Annotated in this window: 25 protein-coding genes; 16 read left to right on the forward strand and 9 right to left on the reverse strand. The window is 65.4% G+C overall.

All coding sequences use genetic code 11. From position 1 onward, the window contains the following. The first annotated feature begins 21 nt into the window (after positions 1-21). Positions 22-597: a PAP/fibrillin family protein gene (locus SynRS9909_RS07420; RefSeq protein WP_007102401.1), complete on the forward strand. Its 576-nt coding sequence runs from the start codon at positions 22-24 to the stop codon at positions 595-597. On the opposite strand, the gene SynRS9909_RS07425 is transcribed toward SynRS9909_RS07420, so the two are convergent. Beyond that, positions 585-806 (reverse strand): hypothetical protein, encoded by a 222-nt coding sequence (locus SynRS9909_RS07425; RefSeq protein WP_007102400.1) that lies wholly within the window; start codon positions 804-806, stop codon positions 585-587. The genes SynRS9909_RS07420 and SynRS9909_RS07425 overlap by 13 nt on opposite strands. Positions 807-836: 30 nt before the next feature. On the opposite strand from SynRS9909_RS07425, the gene SynRS9909_RS07430 reads away from it, so the two are divergent. The 4 genes from SynRS9909_RS07430 (at position 837) to SynRS9909_RS07445 (ending at position 4,041) form a co-directional block, all read left to right on the forward strand. Beyond that, positions 837-1,646, forward strand: a complete 810-nt coding sequence (locus SynRS9909_RS07430) for an ABC transporter ATP-binding protein (RefSeq protein ID WP_038001993.1) — start codon at positions 837-839, stop codon at positions 1,644-1,646. 43 nt (positions 1,647-1,689) lie between these two features. Further along, entirely contained in the window at positions 1,690-2,388 is a 699-nt protein-coding gene (locus tag SynRS9909_RS07435) for a ZIP family metal transporter (RefSeq protein ID WP_038001336.1), read from the forward strand. Between the two features lie 2 nt (positions 2,389-2,390). Next, positions 2,391-3,782, forward strand: coding sequence for an iron uptake porin (locus tag SynRS9909_RS07440; RefSeq protein ID WP_116431325.1), 1,392 nt, complete (start codon positions 2,391-2,393; stop codon positions 3,780-3,782). Between the two features lie 61 nt (positions 3,783-3,843). Continuing rightward, positions 3,844-4,041: a hypothetical protein gene (locus SynRS9909_RS07445; protein ID WP_007102396.1), complete on the forward strand. Its 198-nt coding sequence runs from the start codon at positions 3,844-3,846 to the stop codon at positions 4,039-4,041. On the opposite strand, the gene SynRS9909_RS07450 is transcribed toward SynRS9909_RS07445, so the two are convergent. From SynRS9909_RS07450 to SynRS9909_RS07465, 4 genes are all read right to left on the reverse strand, one after another. Continuing rightward, on the reverse strand, positions 4,038-4,250 hold the full coding sequence (locus SynRS9909_RS07450) for a DUF6737 family protein (protein WP_007102395.1): 213 nt from the start codon (positions 4,248-4,250) through the stop codon (positions 4,038-4,040). The two genes, SynRS9909_RS07445 and SynRS9909_RS07450, sit on opposite strands and share 4 nt — an antisense overlap. Next, positions 4,247-4,900: a PCC domain-containing protein gene (locus SynRS9909_RS07455; protein ID WP_007102394.1), complete on the reverse strand. Its 654-nt coding sequence runs from the start codon at positions 4,898-4,900 to the stop codon at positions 4,247-4,249. Before SynRS9909_RS07455 ends, SynRS9909_RS07450 begins: the two co-directional genes overlap by 4 nt. 58 nt (positions 4,901-4,958) lie before the next feature. Then, the gene (locus SynRS9909_RS07460) at positions 4,959-6,086 is read right to left on the reverse strand and encodes a transporter substrate-binding domain-containing protein (protein ID WP_007102393.1); all 1,128 of its coding nucleotides are present in this window, start codon (positions 6,084-6,086) and stop codon (positions 4,959-4,961) included. Positions 6,087-6,225: 139 nt separating this feature from the next. Further along, the gene (locus tag SynRS9909_RS07465) at positions 6,226-6,405 is read right to left on the reverse strand and encodes a hypothetical protein (protein WP_007102391.1); all 180 of its coding nucleotides are present in this window, start codon (positions 6,403-6,405) and stop codon (positions 6,226-6,228) included. Positions 6,406-6,490: 85 nt separating this feature from the next. Between SynRS9909_RS07465 and pdeM the strand changes: the two genes are divergently transcribed. Both pdeM and SynRS9909_RS07475 read left to right on the forward strand, forming a co-directional pair. Beyond that, positions 6,491-7,186: a ligase-associated DNA damage response endonuclease PdeM gene (gene pdeM / locus SynRS9909_RS07470; protein WP_007102390.1), complete on the forward strand. Its 696-nt coding sequence runs from the start codon at positions 6,491-6,493 to the stop codon at positions 7,184-7,186. 86 nt (positions 7,187-7,272) lie between these two features. Further along, positions 7,273-8,658: a hypothetical protein gene (locus tag SynRS9909_RS07475; protein ID WP_071933987.1), complete on the forward strand. Its 1,386-nt coding sequence runs from the start codon at positions 7,273-7,275 to the stop codon at positions 8,656-8,658. On the opposite strand, the gene SynRS9909_RS07480 is transcribed toward SynRS9909_RS07475, so the two are convergent. Together SynRS9909_RS07480 and SynRS9909_RS07485 are read right to left on the reverse strand one after the other, a co-directional pair. Next, positions 8,655-8,930 (reverse strand): hypothetical protein, encoded by a 276-nt coding sequence (locus tag SynRS9909_RS07480; protein WP_007102388.1) that lies wholly within the window; start codon positions 8,928-8,930, stop codon positions 8,655-8,657. The genes SynRS9909_RS07475 and SynRS9909_RS07480 overlap by 4 nt on opposite strands. Positions 8,931-8,959: 29 nt before the next feature. Continuing rightward, entirely contained in the window at positions 8,960-9,433 is a 474-nt protein-coding gene (locus SynRS9909_RS07485; RefSeq protein ID WP_007102387.1) for a L,D-transpeptidase, read from the reverse strand. 84 nt (positions 9,434-9,517) lie between these two features. On the opposite strand from SynRS9909_RS07485, the gene SynRS9909_RS07490 reads away from it, so the two are divergent. Further along, positions 9,518-10,672: a hypothetical protein gene (locus SynRS9909_RS07490; RefSeq protein ID WP_038001332.1), complete on the forward strand. Its 1,155-nt coding sequence runs from the start codon at positions 9,518-9,520 to the stop codon at positions 10,670-10,672. 2 nt (positions 10,673-10,674) lie between these two features. Here the strand turns inward: SynRS9909_RS07490 and SynRS9909_RS07495 are convergent, their stop codons facing one another. Continuing rightward, the gene (locus tag SynRS9909_RS07495) at positions 10,675-11,148 is read right to left on the reverse strand and encodes a CBS domain-containing protein (RefSeq protein WP_038001989.1); all 474 of its coding nucleotides are present in this window, start codon (positions 11,146-11,148) and stop codon (positions 10,675-10,677) included. Positions 11,149-11,179: 31 nt separating this feature from the next. On the opposite strand from SynRS9909_RS07495, the gene SynRS9909_RS07500 reads away from it, so the two are divergent. After that, entirely contained in the window at positions 11,180-11,728 is a 549-nt protein-coding gene (locus tag SynRS9909_RS07500) for a CDP-alcohol phosphatidyltransferase family protein (protein ID WP_038001329.1), read from the forward strand. On the opposite strand, the gene SynRS9909_RS07505 is transcribed toward SynRS9909_RS07500, so the two are convergent. Beyond that, a complete protein-coding gene (locus SynRS9909_RS07505; RefSeq protein WP_007102383.1) occupies positions 11,694-12,617 on the reverse strand; it encodes an NAD-dependent epimerase/dehydratase family protein in 924 nt (307 codons plus the stop codon). The two genes, SynRS9909_RS07500 and SynRS9909_RS07505, sit on opposite strands and share 35 nt — an antisense overlap. Before the next feature lie 101 nt (positions 12,618-12,718). Here SynRS9909_RS07505 and SynRS9909_RS07510 point away from each other — a divergent pair, with 101 nt between their 5' ends. From SynRS9909_RS07510 to SynRS9909_RS07540, 7 genes are all read left to right on the forward strand, one after another. Continuing rightward, positions 12,719-13,708 (forward strand): hypothetical protein, encoded by a 990-nt coding sequence (locus SynRS9909_RS07510; RefSeq protein WP_007102382.1) that lies wholly within the window; start codon positions 12,719-12,721, stop codon positions 13,706-13,708. Positions 13,709-13,711: 3 nt separating this feature from the next. Beyond that, a complete protein-coding gene (locus tag SynRS9909_RS07515; RefSeq protein ID WP_007102381.1) occupies positions 13,712-14,845 on the forward strand; it encodes an FUSC family protein in 1,134 nt (377 codons plus the stop codon). A gap of 36 nt (positions 14,846-14,881) precedes the next feature. Further along, positions 14,882-15,649, forward strand: a complete 768-nt coding sequence (gene hisA, locus SynRS9909_RS07520; RefSeq protein ID WP_038001985.1) for a 1-(5-phosphoribosyl)-5-[(5-phosphoribosylamino)methylideneamino]imidazole-4-carboxamide isomerase — start codon at positions 14,882-14,884, stop codon at positions 15,647-15,649. A gap of 151 nt (positions 15,650-15,800) precedes the next feature. Further along, the gene (locus SynRS9909_RS07525) at positions 15,801-16,172 is read left to right on the forward strand and encodes a Fur family transcriptional regulator (protein WP_083774529.1); all 372 of its coding nucleotides are present in this window, start codon (positions 15,801-15,803) and stop codon (positions 16,170-16,172) included. A gap of 76 nt (positions 16,173-16,248) precedes the next feature. Next, positions 16,249-17,910 carry a DUF3685 domain-containing protein gene (locus tag SynRS9909_RS07530; RefSeq protein ID WP_007102378.1) on the forward strand — a complete coding sequence of 554 codons (1,662 nt, stop codon included), beginning with the start codon at positions 16,249-16,251 and terminating at the stop codon, positions 17,908-17,910. 37 nt (positions 17,911-17,947) lie between these two features. Beyond that, a complete protein-coding gene (locus SynRS9909_RS07535) occupies positions 17,948-18,484 on the forward strand; it encodes a thylakoid membrane photosystem I accumulation factor (RefSeq protein ID WP_038001982.1) in 537 nt (178 codons plus the stop codon). A 76-nt stretch (positions 18,485-18,560) separates the two neighbouring features. Further along, the gene (locus SynRS9909_RS07540; protein ID WP_007102376.1) at positions 18,561-19,727 is read left to right on the forward strand and encodes a hypothetical protein; all 1,167 of its coding nucleotides are present in this window, start codon (positions 18,561-18,563) and stop codon (positions 19,725-19,727) included. The last annotated feature ends 31 nt before the right edge of the window (positions 19,728-19,758 follow it).

The following is a 19,758-nucleotide window of genomic DNA, read 5'->3' on the forward strand; positions in this document are numbered from 1 at the left end:
ATTCCCGTCGCCTCCTCTTCGATGCCCAACGCGGCCGACGCTCCCAGCACCACCCCGCGACACCAGTTGATCGCCGCTCTGCGCGCCAACCCCCGCGATCCCACGATCCCGGCTCTGATCGCCCAGGTCGAATCCGACAGTGCTGTGGATCTGCGCGAGCAGGCGTCTCTGCTAACGGGAGTGTGGGAGCTGCGCTGGAGCTCGTCCTCCCAACCCTGGCTGAAGCAGGCGCCCTGGCTTGAAAATCTCCAACTGCTGGATCCAGCCAGGGGACGGGGCCTGAACCTCCTGCGCCTCCGCGGCCCCTTCGGCGCCCTGGCCGCGGTGGCCGTGCAGGCCGAACTGACGATCGAAGGGCCCCACAGGGTGGGAGTGCGGTTTCGACGCGGTGGCTGGATCGGCCCTTCCCTGCCCGGGGGATGGCGACCGGAGCTGCTCGCCGCCGTGAAGCAATCCTTCCCCGCCTGGCTGGAGATCACCGCCCTTGATCAGCAGCTGCGGCTGTGCCTGGGCAATGCCGGCACCCGCTTCGCCCTGCTGCGACGGGACGACCTGTCACTCGATGCCTTGATGCCGGCCCCGGCTCAGGACGCCTGAAGCCACAGCAACAGCAGCACCACGGCAATCAACAGCAGCAGCCACCAGAGCCAGCGACCACTGGATCGCCCCGCAGAAGCGGATTTCCGTCCCATCGCCCTGGCCGAGGCCGGAGCGCCACAGCGGCTGCAGACCAGGCGTCCCGCCAGAGAGCGATCAGCGCGAAAACTGCTGGCTCCGCAGCGTGCACAGCGGCGGCTGTTCACCATGACCTCAGCAACCCAGTGGAGAATGCCGCGATGCCGAGTCGTTCGACAAGCGCCAGGAGGTCGATCTGGCTCGATCTGCAGGCGGTGGAGGCCTGGATCGATGGACACCGGGTGTTCGATGACCTGAGCCTGCAACTGCGCTGCGGGGAGCACACGGCACTCCTGGGGCCGAATGGATCAGGCAAGAGTTCGCTGGTGCAACTGATCAGCCGCAGCCTCTATCCGGTGGTGCGTCCGGGCTCCCATCTGAAACTCTTCGGGTCGGACACGGTGAACCTCTGGCAATTGCGCCAGCGCCTGGGACTCGTCGCCAGCGATCTGGAAGCCCGCATCCCCGCCGGACTGCTCGGCAGGGAACTGCTGCTGGCCGCCTTCTTCGGGGCGATCAGCCTCGGACGAGATCGTCATCCCAGTGATGAGCAGATCGAGCGCTGCGAGCGCTTACTGCAGGAGCACGCGCTTGAGGGCCAGGCCGATCAGCCCTTCGGCCGCCTCTCCGACGGCCAGAAACGCCGTTTCCTGCTCGCTCGGGCCCTCGTGCATCAACCGGAGGTGGTCGTTCTGGATGAACCCACCAATGCCCTCGATCTCAAGGCCAAGCACCTCCTTCTCAACCAATTGCGCCATCTGATGGGCACAGGCACCACCCTGGTGATGGTCACGCACCAGCTCGACGCGATCCCACCGGAGATGCAGCGGGTCATCGGCCTGCGCCAGGGCCGGGTGATCCTCGATGGCCCTCCGGATCAAGTGCTGGCGGATCAGCCCCTCTCCGACCTGTTCGACACGCCGCTGCGGGTGGTGACCGCTTCTGGCTACCGACAGGTGCTGCCCGGATAAGCAAACTGGGCGACCAATCCAGCCAGGGTGCTTCGTGATTCTGATGATCCTGCCGGCGCTCACCCTGATGGGTGGCGGTGCACTTGGCAGTCGCTTCCATCCCGGCCATCGCCTGCGCGGCATGATCGCCCACCTGGTGGGAGGCCTGGTGCTGGGCACCGCCGCCGCCGATCTGATGCCCGCAGCCAGCCGCAGCGGCCACCCCCTGGCCCTGGCGCTTGGTTTCTCCTTGGGCTTCTCCCTGCTGCTGGTGATCAATGCGGTGCTCAAAGAGCCGGAGCTCCCCAGCACTGGGGAGCGGGCGCGGCCGCTGGCGATCCTGCTGCTGCCCTTTTTGGTGGACAGCCTGATCGATGGACTGGTGGTGGGCATCAGCAGTGAAGCCACCAGCAACGGTTGGATCATTCCGATCGCCGTGGCCCTGGAGATGGGTCTGGCCGCCCTGGGGGTAGGCACCCTGCTCGGGCGGGGTGCCGGCCGTTGGCGCAGCAGCCTGGCCGGAGTGCTGATGGGTCTGACCTATCTGCTCGGCTTAGGCGTGAGCCAATGGCTGGGGGACTGGTTGCGGGGGTCCGCCCTCACGGGCCTGCTCGCCTTCGGAACCGCAGCCCTGATTTACCTGGTGGTGGAGGAAGTGATGAAGGAGGCCCATGCCGATGGGGAAGATGATTCCGGCGTGGTGAATCTGGCCTTTTTCATCGGCTTGCTCGTGGTGTGGTTGCTTGACAGCGTGCAAGCCTGATCATGCGCTGGGAGCGATGGCACCGACTTAAACCGCTGCCGGCCATGCTCGGCGGCCTGCTGCAACCTGGTGAGCGGGATGCACCGCTCAGCCGGATGGCGATGGCGACCTGGCTGGTTCGCTGCCTCAACGCAGCCGCTCTCCCCATGGCAGAAGCGGAACGCCTGCGGCGGGAGTATGCGGCAGAGCTCGCCGCCTTGCAGTTTCGGGTCGATGCCCTCGACAGCCGTAGCACCAAGCTGGAAGCGCAGCGCTTCAGCACAACCACCAGTCTGCGGGGCACCACCACGGTGGTGGTGGGGGGCAACGCCTTTTTCGGCACCCAGGATTCCACCCTCACAGACACGAGAGCGACCTATGGCGCTGGGGTGGTCAATTACGACCAGAAACTGATTCTCAAAACCAGCTTCACGGGGCAGGATCTGCTCAACATTCGCCTGCGGGCGGGTGACTTTGACAGTGCCCGCAATAGTTTCGGCGGTGGCGGCCCCAGTCGTCTCTCAGAACTCGAGGTGGCGTTTCAGGAAGGGCCCACCCCAAACCTGCTGGGAATCAATCGCGCCTACTACCAATTCCCACTTGGATCCAACCTGCGCGCCACCGTGGGCGGCCGGGTGAACCAGTCGGTGATGCTCGGGCTTCGACCCACCGTCTATCCCGACGACACGGTGCTCGACCTGTTCACCCAGGGGGGAGCCTCAGGTGCTTACAGCAGCAATCTCGGGGTCGGTGCTGGCCTGATCTGGTCGCAGGCCGGGCTGCGTCTCAGTGGTCAGTACATCGCCGGCAATGGCCAGAACGGCAGCAACAGCGGCGGTGTCTTCGGCGCGAATGCCGGCAGCAGCACCACCGTGCAGATCGGCTATCAGGGCACCAACTGGCGACTGGCGGCCGCCGCGGCCTGGATCGAAAACGGATTCGGGATCATCGATTACGGCAGCCCGTTTGTGCTCTCGAGCTACGAGAATCCCGGCCTCACCAGCAGCTACGCCCTCAGCGGCACCTGGCAACCGCAACGGAGTGGCTGGTGGCCCTCGATCAGTACCGGTTGGGGTCTGAACCACACCCGCTACGACCCACAGGTGCGATCCACCGGGCTGGTGTCGACCAGTCAGTCATGGACGCTGGCGCTGCAGTGGGAGGACGTGCTGCTCCAGGGCAATGCCATGGGAGGAGCCATCGGCCAGCCGATCGTGGCCACCGCCCTGGTGGGTGGAGCCACGCCGAATGACAGCAGTTTCGTCGCGGAATGGTGGTATCAGGCCCGGATCACGGATGCGATCACGATGACGCCGGCCCTGTTCTGGCTCAGCCGCCCCCTGGGGGCCGACACCCCTGCGGGCACGGCACTGGCCCAGCTGGGGCTCTTGCTGAAAACGACCCTGCACTTCTGAGCCGGGCCACTGGGGGTTGGCCGTAGCTGTCATAACCTCGCTGCGCGATGTTGCCCTCGCCATGCACAGCAATGCCAGGATCGATGCGTTGGAGCTCATGCTCACCGACCTGCGCACCCGCAACGAACCAATCCGGCACAAAGCGGCATTCCGTGGCTGCCAACCGGAGTTTCAGGCCCTGGTGAGCCAACTGATCGAGCAGCTGGAAACGGAATTGCTGGAGCAGAAGCGCCGGCACAGAAATGACAAGGGCGATTAAGAGCTGGTCGCCCTTGGCACCAGCACCAGAAACAACAGCCACCAGGCGCTCACGGCAACGGCAACCAAGGCGGTGAGCCAGAGCCAATGCAGCAAAACCCAGCTGCCAACCATTGCTCCCACACCGGTCAGGAGAATCGACCAGGGCTGGCACCACCAGGGCTTCAGGCTCCAGAACGACGGAACCGACTCCGGCTCGGTGTGGCTCATCGCAGCTGCATCAGGTCACCGCGTTCGTGCAGGGCCGCGAGGGCGTCGTATCCGCCAAGAAGGGTGCCATCCACAAACACCTGGGGGAACGTGGTCATGCCGCTGCGGCCGTGCCAGTGATGGAAGGCGTCGTCGTGATCAACGCGGAACACCTGATGGGGCACATCGGCACTGCTGAGCAGCCGCAGGGCGCGCGTGCACCAGGGGCAACCGGGGAGAACGGCGATCTCCACCCGGGAGAGCAACGCTGGCCCGGACGGAGCCTGGGGTGATGGCGCCGGCATCGGCGCTGTAACCGGATGGGAGCCGGCAGCCACCCTGGGCTGGTCGAGCACGCCGAGCAGCAACTCCACGCCTTTGAGCACCAGGGTGCCGGGTTCGAGATGGCCACCCCACACCTGGCAGGCACCGTCGGAAAGACTCAGATGCAAGTGAGCGCCCTGGGGCGACACCGTGCCATTGAGGGTGATGATCTCAAGATCTCCCTCCAGCACCGTGGGCTCAGGGCGACCGGGGCACTGGAATGCAGCGCGGCTGAGGTTCCCCACCACGCCGAGCACGAAACCGGAACACTGCTGCTCCCTTGCCAGGGTGTCCAGAGACACCTTGAGATCCTGACCGGGTGCCAACGACAGCGGCAGCGCTCGCATACCTACGGAATTCCGCCTTCAAACGCGGCCAGATTACCGCTCGCAGGGAAGATAACGGTCACTCGCTGGGAGGCTGGCCTTCAAACGTTGTGCGTCCGAAGGTTTTTTCCGTGATCGCATGGATGCGGCCGGAGCGATTCAGCTCCACGATCGACACATCCAGGGCCGTACCCAGGGGGCTGCCGGCTGGAAAGGCAAAGCCATAGGTCTGATCCGCCAGAGAAAAATCGGCCAGCTTGAGGCCGTTACTGGGATTCTGCCGCTGGTAATAGCGGAGCACCGGACGGTCAAACATCACACCATGCACCTTGCCCTGCTGAAGCAGGGCAATCGCCGCATTCAGATTGGTTGCGGCAGTAGGCCTGGCTCCGTAAATCCGCGCCCACACCTCGCTGGTGGTGCCCTCCACCACCGCAATCGGCTGCCCGACCAGCGCTTCCGGGCGCTGGATCGTGCCCGGAGACCAGCGGGAGAACGACACGGTGAAGGCCGAAGCCAGGCCGGCGGTGACAGACGACAGGGCCACCAGTGACAGCACCATCCAGACCCCGGCAATGGTGCGGCCCGTGCGCGACAGGGGCGCCCGATCGCCGTATCCCACCGTGGTGAGGGTCACCAGTGCGAACCACATGCCATTACCGACCCCGTGGAAGTAGTGCCGCGGGAACTGGTCATAGTTGCGCCGCCGTTCCGCCAACCAGATCAGGTTGCCGACGATGAACAGCATGAGCATCAGCACCCCCAGCGACGACAGAGCGGCCCAACCGAAAAAGGGAGCGAGGCGGGAGAGCAGGCCCGGCGGCCGGATCGGCACCAGGAGACCGAGCTGGCCATGGAAATAGGGCTGACTGAAATCGATCGTCTTCTCGGCCAGTCGCTCCGGTGTGATGCTCAGCGGTCCAATCGCCAGATCAATCCGTCGCTCGGACACTGCCTTGAGATTGGCCTCGGCATTGGCCTGACGCACCAACACGAACGGTTGATCGAGGCGATCAGCAACCTGACGCCACACCTCCACGCTGATCCCCGAGAACGCATCATCGCGTTCAAACACAAACGGAGGACTGCCACTGACGCCCACCCGGATCGTGGCGGGCAGCCCGGTCTCAATGGCAACACCTCGGCTTCCGATCGCCAGGCCGGACAGGGTCAGCAGGGACCAGAGCAGGGTCAGCGGTCGGCACAACACGCTCCCTCCGTGAGGCTGGATCATGGCTACCACACCCGCCAGAGATCAGGCCTGGTCGAGCCGACGCACAATCCAGGCCATGGCTGCCAGGGAGCCGGCAAGAGCAATCAGAAGGGCGATGGTCATGATGGAGCGCTCAGTGGGCAAGGGGAGCACTCAGGTTTGCATTGCCATCAGCAAGCAACCAGTCGGCCACTTCCATGCGCAGGGCGAAGGCGCATTCGTGCTGCCCCAGTTGTTCGAGCCAGAGCAGGCGCTGCTCGAGGTAACGGACGATCTCGCATTCCGGGTGGTGCGGACGATCGGTTGACGCCACAATGCAACCGCGCAGGCTTGCTCAGCCTGCAGCAGCGGATGTCCCTGCGTATGCCATTGAAATCACACCGGCCTCGACCAACCGCATGAAGGCCAACGCCATGGCGAGAGGAGAGGTGCTGTGGCGCTGGGGAGAGGAAGAGCTCGTGATGCTGCCGCAACGCGCCCTCTGGCGTCCGGAAAGCCGCCAGTTGCTGGTGGCCGATCTCCATCTCGGCAAGGCGGAACTGTTTCAGGCCCATGGCATTCCCCTGCCCAGCGACGGTGACCAGGCCACCTTCGATCGCCTGATCAACCTCTGCGATCGTCTCAAACCTGATGAGGTGATCGTGCTCGGCGATCTGATCCATGGTCGCCTCGGGCTCACCCCATCCCTGCATCAACGCCTGCGCAGCCTTCCTGAGGCCTGCGGCTGCGCGGTCAGCCTGATCGGTGGCAACCACGACCGGGGCAGTGACCTGGAGGGTCTTCCGCATCAACCCAGCCAGCGACTCGGTGCCCTCTGGCTGAGCCATGAACCGGAGCCGCAGCCGCCGTCGCTGCTCAACATCTGCGGCCACGTGCATCCGGTGGCACGGCTCCGGCAAGGCAGCGATGGCCTGCGCCTGCCCTGCTTTGCCTTTCATGCCTCCGACCAGCAATTGCTGATTCCGGCCTTCGGGGAGTTGACGGGAGGGCATGAGTGCGGCCAGCGTTACCGCAAATGGCTGGTGGCTGACAATGCCATCGTTCCTTGGCTCGATCCGCTCTCCCACTCTCCAAGCAGAAGGCTGGCCCGGTGAAACGCGGATCCTCCCCTTCCAGCACCGCTGAACGCCAGTCCAAACGGCGGCGTCCTCCGGCGACCCGGCGGCGCCGCAAGCGGGGCATGCGCAAACGCTGGGTCGTGATCGGCCTGCCCCTGCTCACCTTTGCCGGGCTCCTGGCTCTGGCGCCGCCCACACCTGACGCCCCGAGCAAGAAACGATCTGCCACCAGCGAAGCCTCCGTTCAGGAGGGAGCCGAGGCCGGCACGTTCCGCTACCTCCCGGATGATGAGGTGTATGCCCTCGATTTCGACCCGCGCAAAGTGCGGGTGGGTCTCCTCGAGGGTTGGGACCGTGAACAGGATGCGTTCCAAGACACGGCGGCCCTGGCCTACGTGTCAGGCCCGATGTATGAACGTCATGTGGACAGCGGCGGTCAGGAGATCACCGTGCCCCTGGGCGATCTCAAACTGGGGCAGCGGATCTGGAAGGGTCGCAACCGCACGGCCGCTCTGCAGAGGGCCTATGTGGGCATTGCCCATGACGGCAGCGTCGACTTCGGCTACGGCGCCCTCACCCCGGAGCGGGAACAGCGCTACGACACCTTCATCGGCGGGTTGCACAGCATCTACAACGATCTGGAGGAGCCGCCCGAGAGCTACAAGGGGGCCTACAGCATCAGCATGGGCCAGCGCATTCGTTATTACCTGCCCAGGATCCGGATGATCTTCGGCCTCAAGCAGGACGGCCGCCTCGAAATGCTGATGAGCAAAGACGGGCTCACCCTCGAGCAGACCAGGGATCTGGCGCGCCGCCGCGGACTGATCGCCGCCTACATGCCCGACCATGCCTCCAAGAGCCGCCTGATCATTCCTGGGGTGAAGGGGTTCACCGAGGAAGACGCCAACTGGATCAGCGGCGGCGCCACCAGTTTTGTGCATGTGCCCTACCTGCTGCGGCTGAGCGAGCGGCGTTTTGCCCTGGAAGGCAATCTGATGGCCAACCTCAGCAACCGCGTCGGGATGGGTGCCCACTGCGATGGACCGATCCGGTGCAGCCAGTGGCTCGGCGGCCGGTTGATCGACCGTGCCCTCGCCGGGCTGAACCGCGTCATGGAGCAAGGCGTGGAACCGATCGCCCGGATGATCTGGCCACCGCGCCAACCCTCCCCCGATCCATTGGCACCCTCAGGCACCGCGCCTGCCACCGCCGTGCGCGAGCGCTCGCCCCTGCCGGAACCGCCGATCACCGCTGATCCCCTGGTGCTGCAAGACCCGGAACCGCTCCGCACTCCCTCCCCGCAGGATGACCCAGTGCTGCCGGAAGCCGATGCCCAGGCAACCCCTCGACCGAGTCTTCCCCCCGACCTGCCACCGCCTCTGGTGGTGCAGGACGAAGAGCCTGTGGAAGCGACAGCTGCAGCCCCAACCTCTTCGCCAACGACACCGCGCCGCGAACCGGTGATCGGTGCACCGCCACCGCCGGTGCTGCCGCCGCCCCTGCCCTAACGCCGGAACACGCCGTTGCAGTCGCCCTGAGGCGGCTGGCTGAAACAGACATTATCGGGAGACCAGTAGCCGATAGCGGGAAAGCGCAAGCCCTGGCGCCTGGCCTCCGCGTTCACCGCGTCCACACCCCGGGCCGTGACCACCACGTGGCCCGGTTGCTCCACCTGATCCAGGAACTTCTGTTCCTTCATTTCCTGGGCTGCGACCACAGGGGAAGGCAGCAACAGGGTGCCGAGCAGGGGCAGAGCGGTTTTCAGAGCAGACAGAGACATGACGACAAACGTTGACGATTCAGTAGTGATCAGTTGGCTTTCACCACCACGGGCGTGCCGACATCCACCATGTTGAACACCTTCACCACATCGGAATTGAGCATGCGGATGCATCCGAGGCTCACGGCCGCACGCAGCTTGACCCAGTTGGGCCAGGCGGTGCCGTGAATGGCATATTCACCCGAACCCAGGGTGAAGTAAGCCATGTAACGCACACCCACGGGATTCTTCGGCCCCGGGGCAATCACTTTGCCGTGCTTGTGATAAACGGGTTTGGCTTCCTTCCGGGTGATCGAATAGTCGCCGGGAGGCGTGGGAGATTCAGGAGCGCCGATCGCCACAGGGAAGCGGGCCACCGGTTCCCCATCATCGAGAATCGTGAGATAACGCTCCTTGAGGCTCACCTCGACGGTGCGCTCCGCCCGGACCGGACTGGCCGCAACGGTCGCCAGCACACCAGCTCCGGCAACGACGGCGAGGCGCTTGAACAGAGCGGAACCCATGGGGTGGAGGCAACGGCAGCGGCAGCATTGTGACGCAAAGGGGTTGGCAGTAACGTCGCCACGTTTTTGTGAAGGCTTGAGGCGATGCGCGGATGGATGCTCACGGCAGTGCTCGGCGCCTCCCTGACCCTGCCGGCCGTGGGGGCCAGGGCGGGCTTTTCGCCGGAGCAACTGGCCGGCCATGAAGTCACCGAAATCCAGGCCACCGTCACCACGGTGATTCCGGATGAAAAGGTGCTGGAAATCGAAGACCCCCAGGGCCACACCGAAGTGCTCACGGTGGGCACCGATCTCACCCCCCTGGCGCTGCAGGCCGGCGATCGGGTGAAGCTCTCGATCCTTGATGGCCTGGTCGTGGATCTGGAACCCTCCGAGGAGCAGGAGCTCAGCTTCAACAGGGAAGACATCATCCTGCCGATGGACATGGGGCAGATGAAGAAAGGCATGCGCGTGGCCCTGGCCTCGGGAACAGCGCGCGTGATCCGGATCGATCGCCAGGATCACAGCATCAGCCTGATGGGCCCCCTTGGCGGTATCCACAACCTGGATGTGCTCAACGCTCAGGGGTCTGATGACTTCGCTGACCTCAAAACCGGCGACCTGGTCGACTTTCGTCTGATCCAACCGATGGCGCTCAGCGTGCGCAAGCTGCCAGCATCGAGCCGCACCAAGGCGCCGGTTGTTGCCGCTCCAACCTCGGTGCGAACGGTGCGCCCCTCCGCATCGCTCAAAGCTGAGCTGCTCGAGTCTTTCGAATTCGCCCATCTCAATGGCACCATCACCCAAGTGATGGAGGACGGCCAGGCGTTTGAGTTGCGGGGGCCGGAGGGTCACACCATCACCTTCTCGGCAGGCCTCGACCTCGGCCGCACGGGCCTGCGCAAGGGCGATCAGGTGGGTGTCGATGTCTTGGAGGGCCTGGTGGTGGACCTGCTGCCAGCCTCAGCGACGCAGCTGGCGGTCACAAGGGAAACCGTGATTCTGGGCAGTCCGTTTGGGCCGGTGCCCAAAGGCACCCGGGTGACGATGGCCACCGGAACGGCCGAAGTGGTGCGGATCGCCAGAAAGGATCACACGATCAGCCTGCGCGGACCGGATGGCCATGTGCACAATCTTGATGTGCGCCGAGCCCTGGAGCAGGAAGCCCTGGCCTCGCTTCAAGTGGGTGATCTGGTGGATTTCCGCCTGATCCAACCGATTGCCTACGCGATTCAGCGACAAGCAATCGGCAGGGGCTGAGGTCAGGCCTCCGCACCGGCGGCAAGCGCCCGCACCACATCGCCGCGGGTGATGACACCGATGGGTTTCTGCTGATCATCGACCACGATCAAGCGCTGGGTGCTGCGTTCATGCAACAGGGACGCAGCCCGTGGCAGGGGCAAGGCAGCCGCGCAGGTGTGGCTGTCGCGGCGCATCAGGTCGTTCACCGCCGTGCCCAGCACCTGATGGACCTGCCGATCCCAGTGCAGGGGATTGCGGAGGTAGATCACGCTGTCGAGCAGCATCACGTAGGGACCCACATCCACGCCGCTCTCGCGCACCATCAGATCCTGTTCCGTGATCTCCCCCACCAGGACCCCCGAGGCATCCACCACCGGCAGGCCGCTGATGTGGTGATCGCTCATCATCGCCACGGCCTCCTGAAGAGGGGTCTCCGGCGTGACCGTCAGCACCGGCGTGGTCATCACCTCACGAACCGACTGCTGGAGCACCATGGAACACATGCGAGTGCTGGCATTCTGAGCCTTGAACAACCCATGGCGCATCTGGGCTGACCGCGTCACGGTGATGCGGGCGATCGCGGGCCTGCCCTTGATTCTCTGCCTGGTGACCGGCCGGGAAGGCATCGCCTGGCTCCTGCTCCTGTTCGGTGGTGCGAGCGACGCCCTCGACGGCTGGCTGGCCCGACGGGCCGGCGCCGGCAGCAGCTGGGGCGCACGCCTGGATCCCCTGGCCGACAAGCTGCTGATCCTGGCCCCCCTGCTGGTGCTCACGGCCCGGCAGACCTTGCCCGTCTGGGCGGTGTGGCTGCTGCTGGCGAGGGAATTGCTGATCTCCGGCTGGCGACGGGACGCCCAGGATGGAGCCCCCGCCTCAAGCGGGGGAAAAGCGAAGACGCTTCTGCAGTTCCTCAGTCTGCTGCTGCTGCTCTGGCCGGGCACCTGGGGGCCCACCGGCCTGGTGGATGGGCTGCAGCGCCTGGGCTGGTGGCTGTTCTGGCCCTCCCTCGCCCTGGCGCTGCAATCAGCCCTGCTCTATCTCAGGCGGCCCCGATCAGGGTCTGATCCGCGCTGAGGTCCGGCGCTGGACCCGGATCGCGATGGAAGTCGCGTCCATAACTGTCGTGGAAGGCGGACGCCGCATCGAAGCGGGGGCTCCAGGCCAGTTCACGTTCCACCCGGGTGATGTCGGTGAGGAAATGGCTGATCCGCAGCGGGAAGGCCTTGCGCGCCTTGGGATCGAGACCACTCGGATCGAAGAAGCGCACGTCGATACTCTGCGGCTCCTTGCCGGCCGCAAGAGCCGCTGCCGTCACCAACCCATTGAAGGTGATGCCACGCCGGGAGGAACAGTTGTAGATCCGATTGGTGGCGGCATCGACCGCCAGCGATCGCACCATGGCCTCAGCCAGATCCTCCACATGGCCCACCTGGGTGATCGTGGTGCCATCGCCGGGAACCGGCACCGGCAGGCCATGGTGGATGCGCGCGAAGAACCAGCGCTCGATCGGGTTGTAGTTGCCAGGCCCCACGATGTAGGTGGGGCGGAAGCTGGTGAAAGGAATGCCCTCCGCCTGCAGCCAGGCCTCGGTGTGGGCCTTGCCGGCATGGCGACTGGCCGGATCCAGCGCGCTGTCTTCATCGAGAGGCCACTGCTCCGAAGCGGCGTACACACCGGCTGAACTCACATAGAGAAAGCGGTGGCTGGGGCGTCCTGTGTGGTCCAGCACGAGGCGACTGTCGTCCAGCGTGCGGCCGGAGCTGTCGATGATCACCTCAAAGCGCCGGCCCTGGAGTTGCTGCAGATCAGCCGCCTTGGTGCGGTCCCCGCAGCAATGCTCCACCCCATCCGGCAGCCCCTGACGCCCGCGGGTGAACAGGGTGAGGGCATGGCCCTGCGCCAGAAGAGCTGCCACCAGGGGCCTGCCGACGAAGCGGGTTCCCCCCATCACAAGGATGTTCACGACTCCTGCAGCGGTTGAGGCGCCATTGAAGCGCGTGCGGCGATGCTGCCGAAAGCCCGCAGCACGGGCAGGATGCCTGCGATCCAGGCACCGATGGTGCGATGAACGATCTGGCAAGAGCTTCCCTGAAGACCCTCGTGGCCAGTGGCTTGGGCATCGCGGTGATGGAGTGGGCCGATCGCGGCCCCTACCTGCCGCTCACCTTGATCATGACGGTGATGTTCATCAGCGAGACCGACACGGCCCCGGTGCGCCGCAGCGTGATCGCTGCCGAAGGTGCCGCGATCGGCGTGGTGGTGGCGATGGCCTGCCACAGCTTCGCGAGCAACTGGGTCACCCTGAGCATCGCCCTGTTGATCACCCATCTGCTCGTGAGCCAACTACGGCTGGAGGCGGGTCGGGGGATGGCCTACCTGGGTTGCTGGTCTGTGAGTCTGTTCTGGCAGGCCGATACCCGCTTTCACTGGGCCCTGTTGATCAATCTGATCGTCGCCTCCCTGGTGGGCATCGTGATGGCCCATCTGGCCACGCAGGCCTTCTTTCCCCGGCTGCGCCGCGATCGTGCTCAGGCTCTGGATCAACAGATCAGCACCGCCTTTGAACAACGCACTGAGCAGGTGCGCCACTGGCTGCTCAACGGCGGCGAGAGACCTGCCGCCGACCGCCTTGATGCCATTCAAACGGCGGTTCTCCAGCTCACCCAGCTGGTGCAAACAGCGCCTGCACAGGATCACCGCAGACGACGGCTGCGCTCTCGATGGCGCCAGAACGGCCTGCTCTGGCAACAATGCCTGCGTCATTGGGCCCTCCTGGAACAGCAGCTGCTGCACGGCGAGCCCCTGGCGGGGCCACCCTTGCTGAGCAACCTCGAACAGCTGCAGGATCTGGTCGGCTCGCTGCGCCTGAGCGACTGGAGCGAGGGGCTGCGCCGCGGTGATCAACTCAACGCGACTCTGCAGCACCAGAGAGCTTCGGAGGCAACGGTGGGCAACTCCATCCTGAGCAGCCTCACGATCCGAGCCCAACTGCAGGTGGTGCTCAACCTGCTCATCAGCCGAGCCCTGCTCGGACCGTCCCTCTCCAAAACCTGAGGGATGGCAGCGCCGCAATCCCATCGCATTGCCCTGCGGCTCGCTTTTGTGGTGGGTCTGCTGCAGGGCCTGGCCCAGATCAGCGGACTGGCCTTCGGCTATTACGCGCCCCTGGCCTGCCTCAGTGTGATGAGCGGCACCTACGGCAACACCCTGGAGTTGGGCCGCCAACGGGTGATCGGCACGGTGATCGGTGGGGTGATCCTCTTCTTCGCCTTCAAGGGGTTCATCGGAATTCCGCTCGCGATCGCATTGCCGCTGGCCTTGCTGCTGGCCCGCCTCGTGGCCGGGGCTTTCGGGCTCACCGTGGGCTACACGGTGTGTTGCTTCGTGGTGGCGATCGGCTGGCTCAAGCACGAAAACGTCTACGACAGCTGGATCAGCCTGCGCATTTTCTGGACCTCCCTGGGGGTGATCGTGAGCCTGCTGGCCCTGCGACTGATCTGGCCCTCACGGGCCCGGATGGAGCAACGCCTCGGCCTGCTCAAGCTGTTGGTGGACCTGGCCAGCAGCCTCGAGGCCCACATCCAACGGGAGCAGCAGATCCTGCTCTGCCAGGAAGAACAGGAGCACAACCGGCTCGTGCGCCACGACAGAAAGCAATTGCAACAGCAACTGGACAACCACCGCCAGACCCTGTTGCAACTGCGCAGCAGCCGACCCGCCGCCCTGCGCGAACTCGGTGCCAGAGCTGCCCATCTCCCGGTCGCCAGGATGTGGCAGCTGCTCGATGGAGCCGCCTTCACCCTGATCCTGGCGATGGCGGAACTGAGTCGATTGCCGGCGATCCCCATGGTGTTGTCGGCGCTGCAGGCAGCGGCAGAGGAACGCCGGCAGCGGGCCGAGGCGGTCGTGGCCCGGCTGAGGCTCTGGGAATCCAGCCTCGGCAGCTCCATGGTGCTGCCGCCTGCTCCGGCCGACACCTGGAGCCTCCCTGGCCTGTCGGCGCGCCATCGTCAAAGCCTGGAGCAGGCATTCCAGACCCTCACGGATCAGGAACAGACCGCACTGGCCAGCCGCCTGTTCCAGATCGACCGGATCGACCAGATGCTGCGGGAGGTGGAGGTGAGCTGGGGCCAGATCATCCAGCCGCGCCAGGCCCCCGTGATCGATCCGATCGGCGCCCCTGACCGATGAAAGCCGAAGATGGACGGCTGCAGAGTGCTGGCTGTCATGGAGATCATTCCCGCCATCGACCTCCTGGGTGGGGCCTGTGTGCGCCTGCACCAGGGGGATTACGACCAGGTGACGCGGTTCAGCGATGATCCGGTTGCCCAGGCGATGCACTGGCAGACCCAGGGGGCCAAGCGTCTCCACCTGGTGGATCTGGATGGCGCCAAAAGCGGCGAGCCCGTGAACGACAGCGCCGTGCGCGCGATCACGGCCGCACTCGCCATCCCCGTGCAACTCGGCGGTGGCGTCCGCACCCTGGAACGCGCCGAAGCGTTGCTGGCCTGCGGCCTTGATCGCGTGATCTTAGGCACCGCAGCGCTGGAGAACCCCGAGCTGGTGAAGACGCTGGCGTCGCTCCATCCCGGCCGGATCGTGGTGGGCATCGATGCGCGCGATGGAAAGGTGGCGACGCGCGGCTGGTTGGAGACCAGCAACACGGAGGCCACGGGCCTGGCTGCAGCGTTGAACAGCACCGGCATCGCCGCAATCATCAGCACCGACATCGCCACCGACGGCACCCTGCAGGGCCCGAATCTGGCGGCGCTCCGATCGATGGCCACAGCGAGTGCGGTGCCCGTGATCGCCTCCGGCGGCGTGGGCTGCATGGCCGATCTTCTCGCTTTGCTGGCCCTCGAACCCCTGGGCATCAGCGGTGTGATCGTGGGTCGGGCCCTCTATGACGGTCGTGTCGACCTGGCGGAGGCGATCAACGCTCTGGCGACAGAGCGGCTGCAGGACCCGCCGACTGGATCCGTGCGCAGCTGTTGATCGGCAAAGAGCATGCCCTTGCCTTGCGCTTTAAGGTGAAGTCATTCCTGTTACGCCTGTGAACGGAGCGTCTGCCTCCATCGACCCGCAAGGAAATCGCGCCATCGATGGCGGCGTGCAGACCGCCTTTGAGCGTTGCCGGCAACTGGGGATGCGCCTGAGCCGGCAACGCCGCATGGTGCTCGATCTGCTCTGGAGTGAGGCCAGCCATCTCAGCGCCCGGGACATTTTTGAAAAACTCAATGCCCGCGGACGCCACATCGGCCACACGTCCGTGTATCAAAACCTCGAAGCGCTGCAGAGCGCCGGCGTGATCGAGTGTCTCGATCGGGCCAACGGCCGTCTCTATGGCTACCGCAGCGATCCCCACAGCCATCTGACCTGTCTGGAATCCGGCCAGATCGAAGATCTGGACATCGAACTGCCCGAAGACCTGCTGCGTTCCATCGAAGAGCGCACCGGCTATCGGATCGAGTCGTATACCTTGCAATTGAATGGTCGGCCTGTGGCTGAGGCCGACTGATCCGCCGTTGCACTCTGGAGCGGAAGCGCTGCCCCCGTTACGTTGTCGGCAACCATGAGCCTCCGGGGATGCCGTTGTGAGCAGCGCGAACACCGAACTCCTCCTGCTCGCCCCTGAACTGCTTGGCGAATCCCTGGCCCTCCAGCTCAGCCAGCGCTTCTCCGATCTGGAGATCAGGCTCAGGGCCGAGGCTCTCAACGGATCTCCCTGCCTGGTGATCTGGTCGATCGAACCAGCAGGCACCCTCGAGACCATCCGCCGGGAGCTTCGCCATCTGCAGGAGCGTTGGCAGCCCGCCGCTCTGCTGCTGCTGCTTCCGGCCCATCTGCAGCTGAGCTCAAGCGATCTGCTGACCCTTGATTGCCCCGGTTTGTTGCAGGATCCGGATCTGCAGACCCTGGCGGAGGCGATCACCACCCTTCGCGGAGGGGGACGGGTGGTGCGGCTACGGCAGGAGCGCGCGGCGGCTGAAGCGACAACGCCCGCCTCGACCATGGGGCTGGGGCAATGGCTGCTGGTGAGCGGTCTGCAACAGATCAGCCAGGATCTTCAGGTGATCGAAGCGCTGCTGAATCCCCCGCCGGAGCACCTGCTGCTGCGCCTTGTGCTGGAGGGCCGTCAGCGGGAACTGCGCAGTGCCCGTGATCTGTTGCTCTGGCTCTGGGGTCCCCTGGAGATGGGTCTGACCGATGCCGTGCCGCTGCGCCGCTCCAGCGATCGGCCTGGCCACTCCCGTGATGAAGCGAGGGAAGACACCGTGGCGATCACCCTGCGTGAGCGCCATGCCACCGCGGTGTGGGCCGCCATTCAGGAGCGGCTCAATGGCGCCGTGAACGCAGGCCTGGGCAACGCCACCGGCAGTCTGCTGGCGATCGAAGGGCTCCATCCGGAACGGCGTCGAGACCTGTTGCTGGCACTTCTCCAGCAACTCGACCGGGTGATGGCCCGCCTGCGCAGCGAGGGCAGCCTCGAGGGGACCCTTCAGGACAACTGGCATGCTCTGCAACCGGAACTGCGACGCCAGGCCCTGCAGGCCATGGCTGGCAGCTACGTGCGACTGCCCCAGGGCGAGAGTCTTCAGCCCGTAGCCGCCTCCCTCCTCGCCCAGGCTGATTTCGACCAGGGGGATGACGAGCTGCCCGATCCACGCCGCATGCTCGAACCACTCCTGCTCGACCAGCCCGTGCTGGTGGACGGGCAGCTGTTGCCGGCGGATCATCCCCGGGCCCTGCTGCAGCTGGAGACCCTGGTGAGCAACTGGCTGGTGCGCACCGCCGAACTGATCAGCGCCGAACTGATCAGCGCCTGCAGCGCCTGGCCGGAACTGCGTCGCTATCTTCTCGATCAGCGCCTGATCTCCACCCGGGAGCTCGAGCGACTGCGCAACCAACTCAACAACCAAAGCCGCTGGCAGGACTGGATTCAGCGACCGATTCGCCTCTACGAAAGCCGTCGATTGCTGTATCGGCTCAAGGCCGGTCGCATCGAACCGCTGTTGCTCACCGAGCCCCGCGACAGTGAATTGCGTCAACTCGGTTGGTGGCAACAACAGGTGGCTCTGCTGCTCGAGGCCCGTGATGCCCTGGCCCCGCAGATTCAGGCCCTGGTGCGCACGATCGGTGACCTGATGGTGGTGGTGCTGACCCAGGTGGTGGGTCGAGCCATCGGACTGATCGGTCGGGGCATCGCCCAGGGCATGGGGCGAAGCCTGAGCAGCCGGCCAGCCGGCCGTGGCTGAGCCGGAGCGTCAGAATGCCGCCTGCTCTGGAGATCGGATGGCCCGCCTGCTGCAAGCGCTGCTGAGTGTCTGTCTTGCCTTTCTGATGATCGTGCCGCCAGCGCAGGCGGGCCGCGACGACGACGCATACGACGGCAACATCTTTGCCCTCTATGCCGGCAACGGCTCCCTGGTGCCACCCGCCACCAGCCTCGACGACGCCCTCGCCGCGGGCCGCACGAGTGTGCTCGTTTTTTATCTCGATGACAGCCGCACGAGCAAAGCCTTTGCCCCCTCCGTCTCGGAACTGCAACGGCTCTGGACCCGAAGCATCGACCTGATGCCCCTCACCACCGACGCCCTCCAGGGTCGCGCTGACCAGGGCCCGACCGACCCGGCCCATTACTGGAGCGGACACATCCCCCAGGTGGTGGTGATCGATGGTGCGGGCTCCGTGCTCCTCGACGCCACGGGGCAGGTGCCCCTCGACCGCATCAACGCGGCCATCAGCAAGGCGACGGGATTGCCGGCACCGGAAGGGAGCAGCACCAGCCTCAGTTTCAATGAGTTGAACACTGAGATCCAGACCCGCTGACCGCGACGGTCCTGATCACTCCAGCGAAAGCGCTTACGCTGCGCGGCTGAACATTCGGTCGGATGACCGCTGGGGCATGGCCGCGTTGATGCTGGTTCTTCTGATCCTCGGGCTGGCGGTGGCCTGGCTCGAGGCACGGCATCGCCTTCGCCCCGCCTCGCCGCTCCGCCTCACCCCCCTCGACTGGCAGGTCCAGGCGATCGATCAGGACCTCCTGATCAGCGGCTGGCTTGAGATTCACAACCCCCATCCCCGCATGGAGGTGATGGTGCCCGAGTTCACGATCCAGCCTGTGCTGCTTGGTCAGCAGGACCTCAGTGATCTGCAGACCCAGACCCGGATCACCCCCCATCACCCCGATGAGGACGCCCGTCCCGATGGGTACTGGGCCGCTTACATCGTTAAAGGACGCAAAACCACGCGGGTGGAGGTGGAGATCCGGATCAGCGCCCCCGCCGCAACATCCCTGGCCGGAAGCGTCGACACGCTCTGGGCCGAGGTGCAGTGGGTGAACTACGGCCCTTTCGGACGGCTGCAACGCCGCCAGGGCGTGGTGGTGCCCGTGCGCCGTCCAGCGGTGGTGGAGGCGAATCAGGTCGTGTTCCGCGAGGGCGAGGGTTGCGCCGTGCTGCCCATCCGCACCCATCTGCTCGGCCCGCTCGATGACACGATCGAGGTGCTGCGGACCTACGCCGGCCACCTGGTGCAACCGGGTGACGTGCTCACCATCGGTGAAACGCCGGTGGCCGTTATCCAGGGTCGCTACCAGCACCCCTCGATGGTGGAACCCGGCTGGCTGGCCCGCCTGCTCTGCCGCGTGTTTCATCCCACCAGCAGCCTCGCCACCGCCTGCGGCTTGCAGACCCTGATCGACCAGGTGGGGCCGACTCGCGTGTTGGTGGCCTGGGGACTGGGCCTGGCGCTCAAGCTGGTGGGAAGCCCAGGCGGTTTCTATCGCCTCGCCGGCGACCAGGCCCGTCTGATCGACGACATCACCGGCACGACGCCGCCCTACGACCAGACCATCGTGCTCGGGCCGGACGCACCGGGGGCGCTGTGCGAAGCAGCGGCGGCGGCTCTCGGGGTGGATGTCGCGATCGTGGATGTCAATGACCTCGGCCGCGTCAAAGTGCTGGCCTCGAACCAACACTGCGATCACACTCTGCTGCATCGCGCCCTGCGTCCGAACCCGGCAGGCAACGCCAATGAGCGCACTCCCCTGGTGCTCGTGCGCCCGGCCTGAGAACGCGGCACCTCGCCACGGGAGATACATT

The sequence above is a fragment of the Synechococcus sp. RS9909 genome (assembly GCF_014279595.1).
GTDB lineage: Bacteria > Cyanobacteriota > Cyanobacteriia > PCC-6307 > Cyanobiaceae > Synechococcus_C.

Bases quoted from the DNA above. Each gene is read 5' to 3' on its own strand.
- SynRS9909_RS07495 (WP_038001989.1), bottom strand. From the start codon at position 11,148: ATGGTGCTCCAGCAGTCGGTTCGTGAGGTGATGACCACGCCGGTGCTG.
- SynRS9909_RS07420 (WP_007102401.1), top strand. From the start codon at position 22: ATGCCCAACGCGGCCGACGCTCCCAGCACCACCCCGCGACACCAGTTG.
- SynRS9909_RS07435 (WP_038001336.1), top strand. From the start codon at position 1,690: ATGATCCTGCCGGCGCTCACCCTGATGGGTGGCGGTGCACTTGGCAGT.
- SynRS9909_RS07445 (WP_007102396.1), top strand. From the start codon at position 3,844: ATGCACAGCAATGCCAGGATCGATGCGTTGGAGCTCATGCTCACCGAC.
- pdeM (WP_007102390.1), top strand. From the start codon at position 6,491: ATGAAGGCCAACGCCATGGCGAGAGGAGAGGTGCTGTGGCGCTGGGGA.
- SynRS9909_RS07475 (WP_071933987.1), top strand. From the start codon at position 7,273: ATGCGCAAACGCTGGGTCGTGATCGGCCTGCCCCTGCTCACCTTTGCC.
- SynRS9909_RS07510 (WP_007102382.1), top strand. From the start codon at position 12,719: ATGAACGATCTGGCAAGAGCTTCCCTGAAGACCCTCGTGGCCAGTGGC.
- SynRS9909_RS07440 (WP_116431325.1), top strand. From the start codon at position 2,391: ATGCGCTGGGAGCGATGGCACCGACTTAAACCGCTGCCGGCCATGCTC.
- SynRS9909_RS07535 (WP_038001982.1), top strand. From the start codon at position 17,948: ATGGCCCGCCTGCTGCAAGCGCTGCTGAGTGTCTGTCTTGCCTTTCTG.
- SynRS9909_RS07515 (WP_007102381.1), top strand. From the start codon at position 13,712: ATGGCAGCGCCGCAATCCCATCGCATTGCCCTGCGGCTCGCTTTTGTG.
- SynRS9909_RS07430 (WP_038001993.1), top strand. From the start codon at position 837: ATGCCGAGTCGTTCGACAAGCGCCAGGAGGTCGATCTGGCTCGATCTG.
- SynRS9909_RS07455 (WP_007102394.1), bottom strand. From the start codon at position 4,900: ATGCGAGCGCTGCCGCTGTCGTTGGCACCCGGTCAGGATCTCAAGGTG.
- hisA (WP_038001985.1), top strand. From the start codon at position 14,882: ATGGAGATCATTCCCGCCATCGACCTCCTGGGTGGGGCCTGTGTGCGC.
- SynRS9909_RS07485 (WP_007102387.1), bottom strand. From the start codon at position 9,433: ATGGGTTCCGCTCTGTTCAAGCGCCTCGCCGTCGTTGCCGGAGCTGGT.
- SynRS9909_RS07525 (WP_083774529.1), top strand. From the start codon at position 15,801: ATGCGCCTGAGCCGGCAACGCCGCATGGTGCTCGATCTGCTCTGGAGT.
- SynRS9909_RS07450 (WP_007102395.1), bottom strand. From the start codon at position 4,250: ATGAGCCACACCGAGCCGGAGTCGGTTCCGTCGTTCTGGAGCCTGAAG.
- SynRS9909_RS07480 (WP_007102388.1), bottom strand. From the start codon at position 8,930: ATGTCTCTGTCTGCTCTGAAAACCGCTCTGCCCCTGCTCGGCACCCTG.
- SynRS9909_RS07425 (WP_007102400.1), bottom strand. From the start codon at position 806: ATGGTGAACAGCCGCCGCTGTGCACGCTGCGGAGCCAGCAGTTTTCGC.
- SynRS9909_RS07540 (WP_007102376.1), top strand. From the start codon at position 18,561: ATGGCCGCGTTGATGCTGGTTCTTCTGATCCTCGGGCTGGCGGTGGCC.
- SynRS9909_RS07490 (WP_038001332.1), top strand. From the start codon at position 9,518: ATGCGCGGATGGATGCTCACGGCAGTGCTCGGCGCCTCCCTGACCCTG.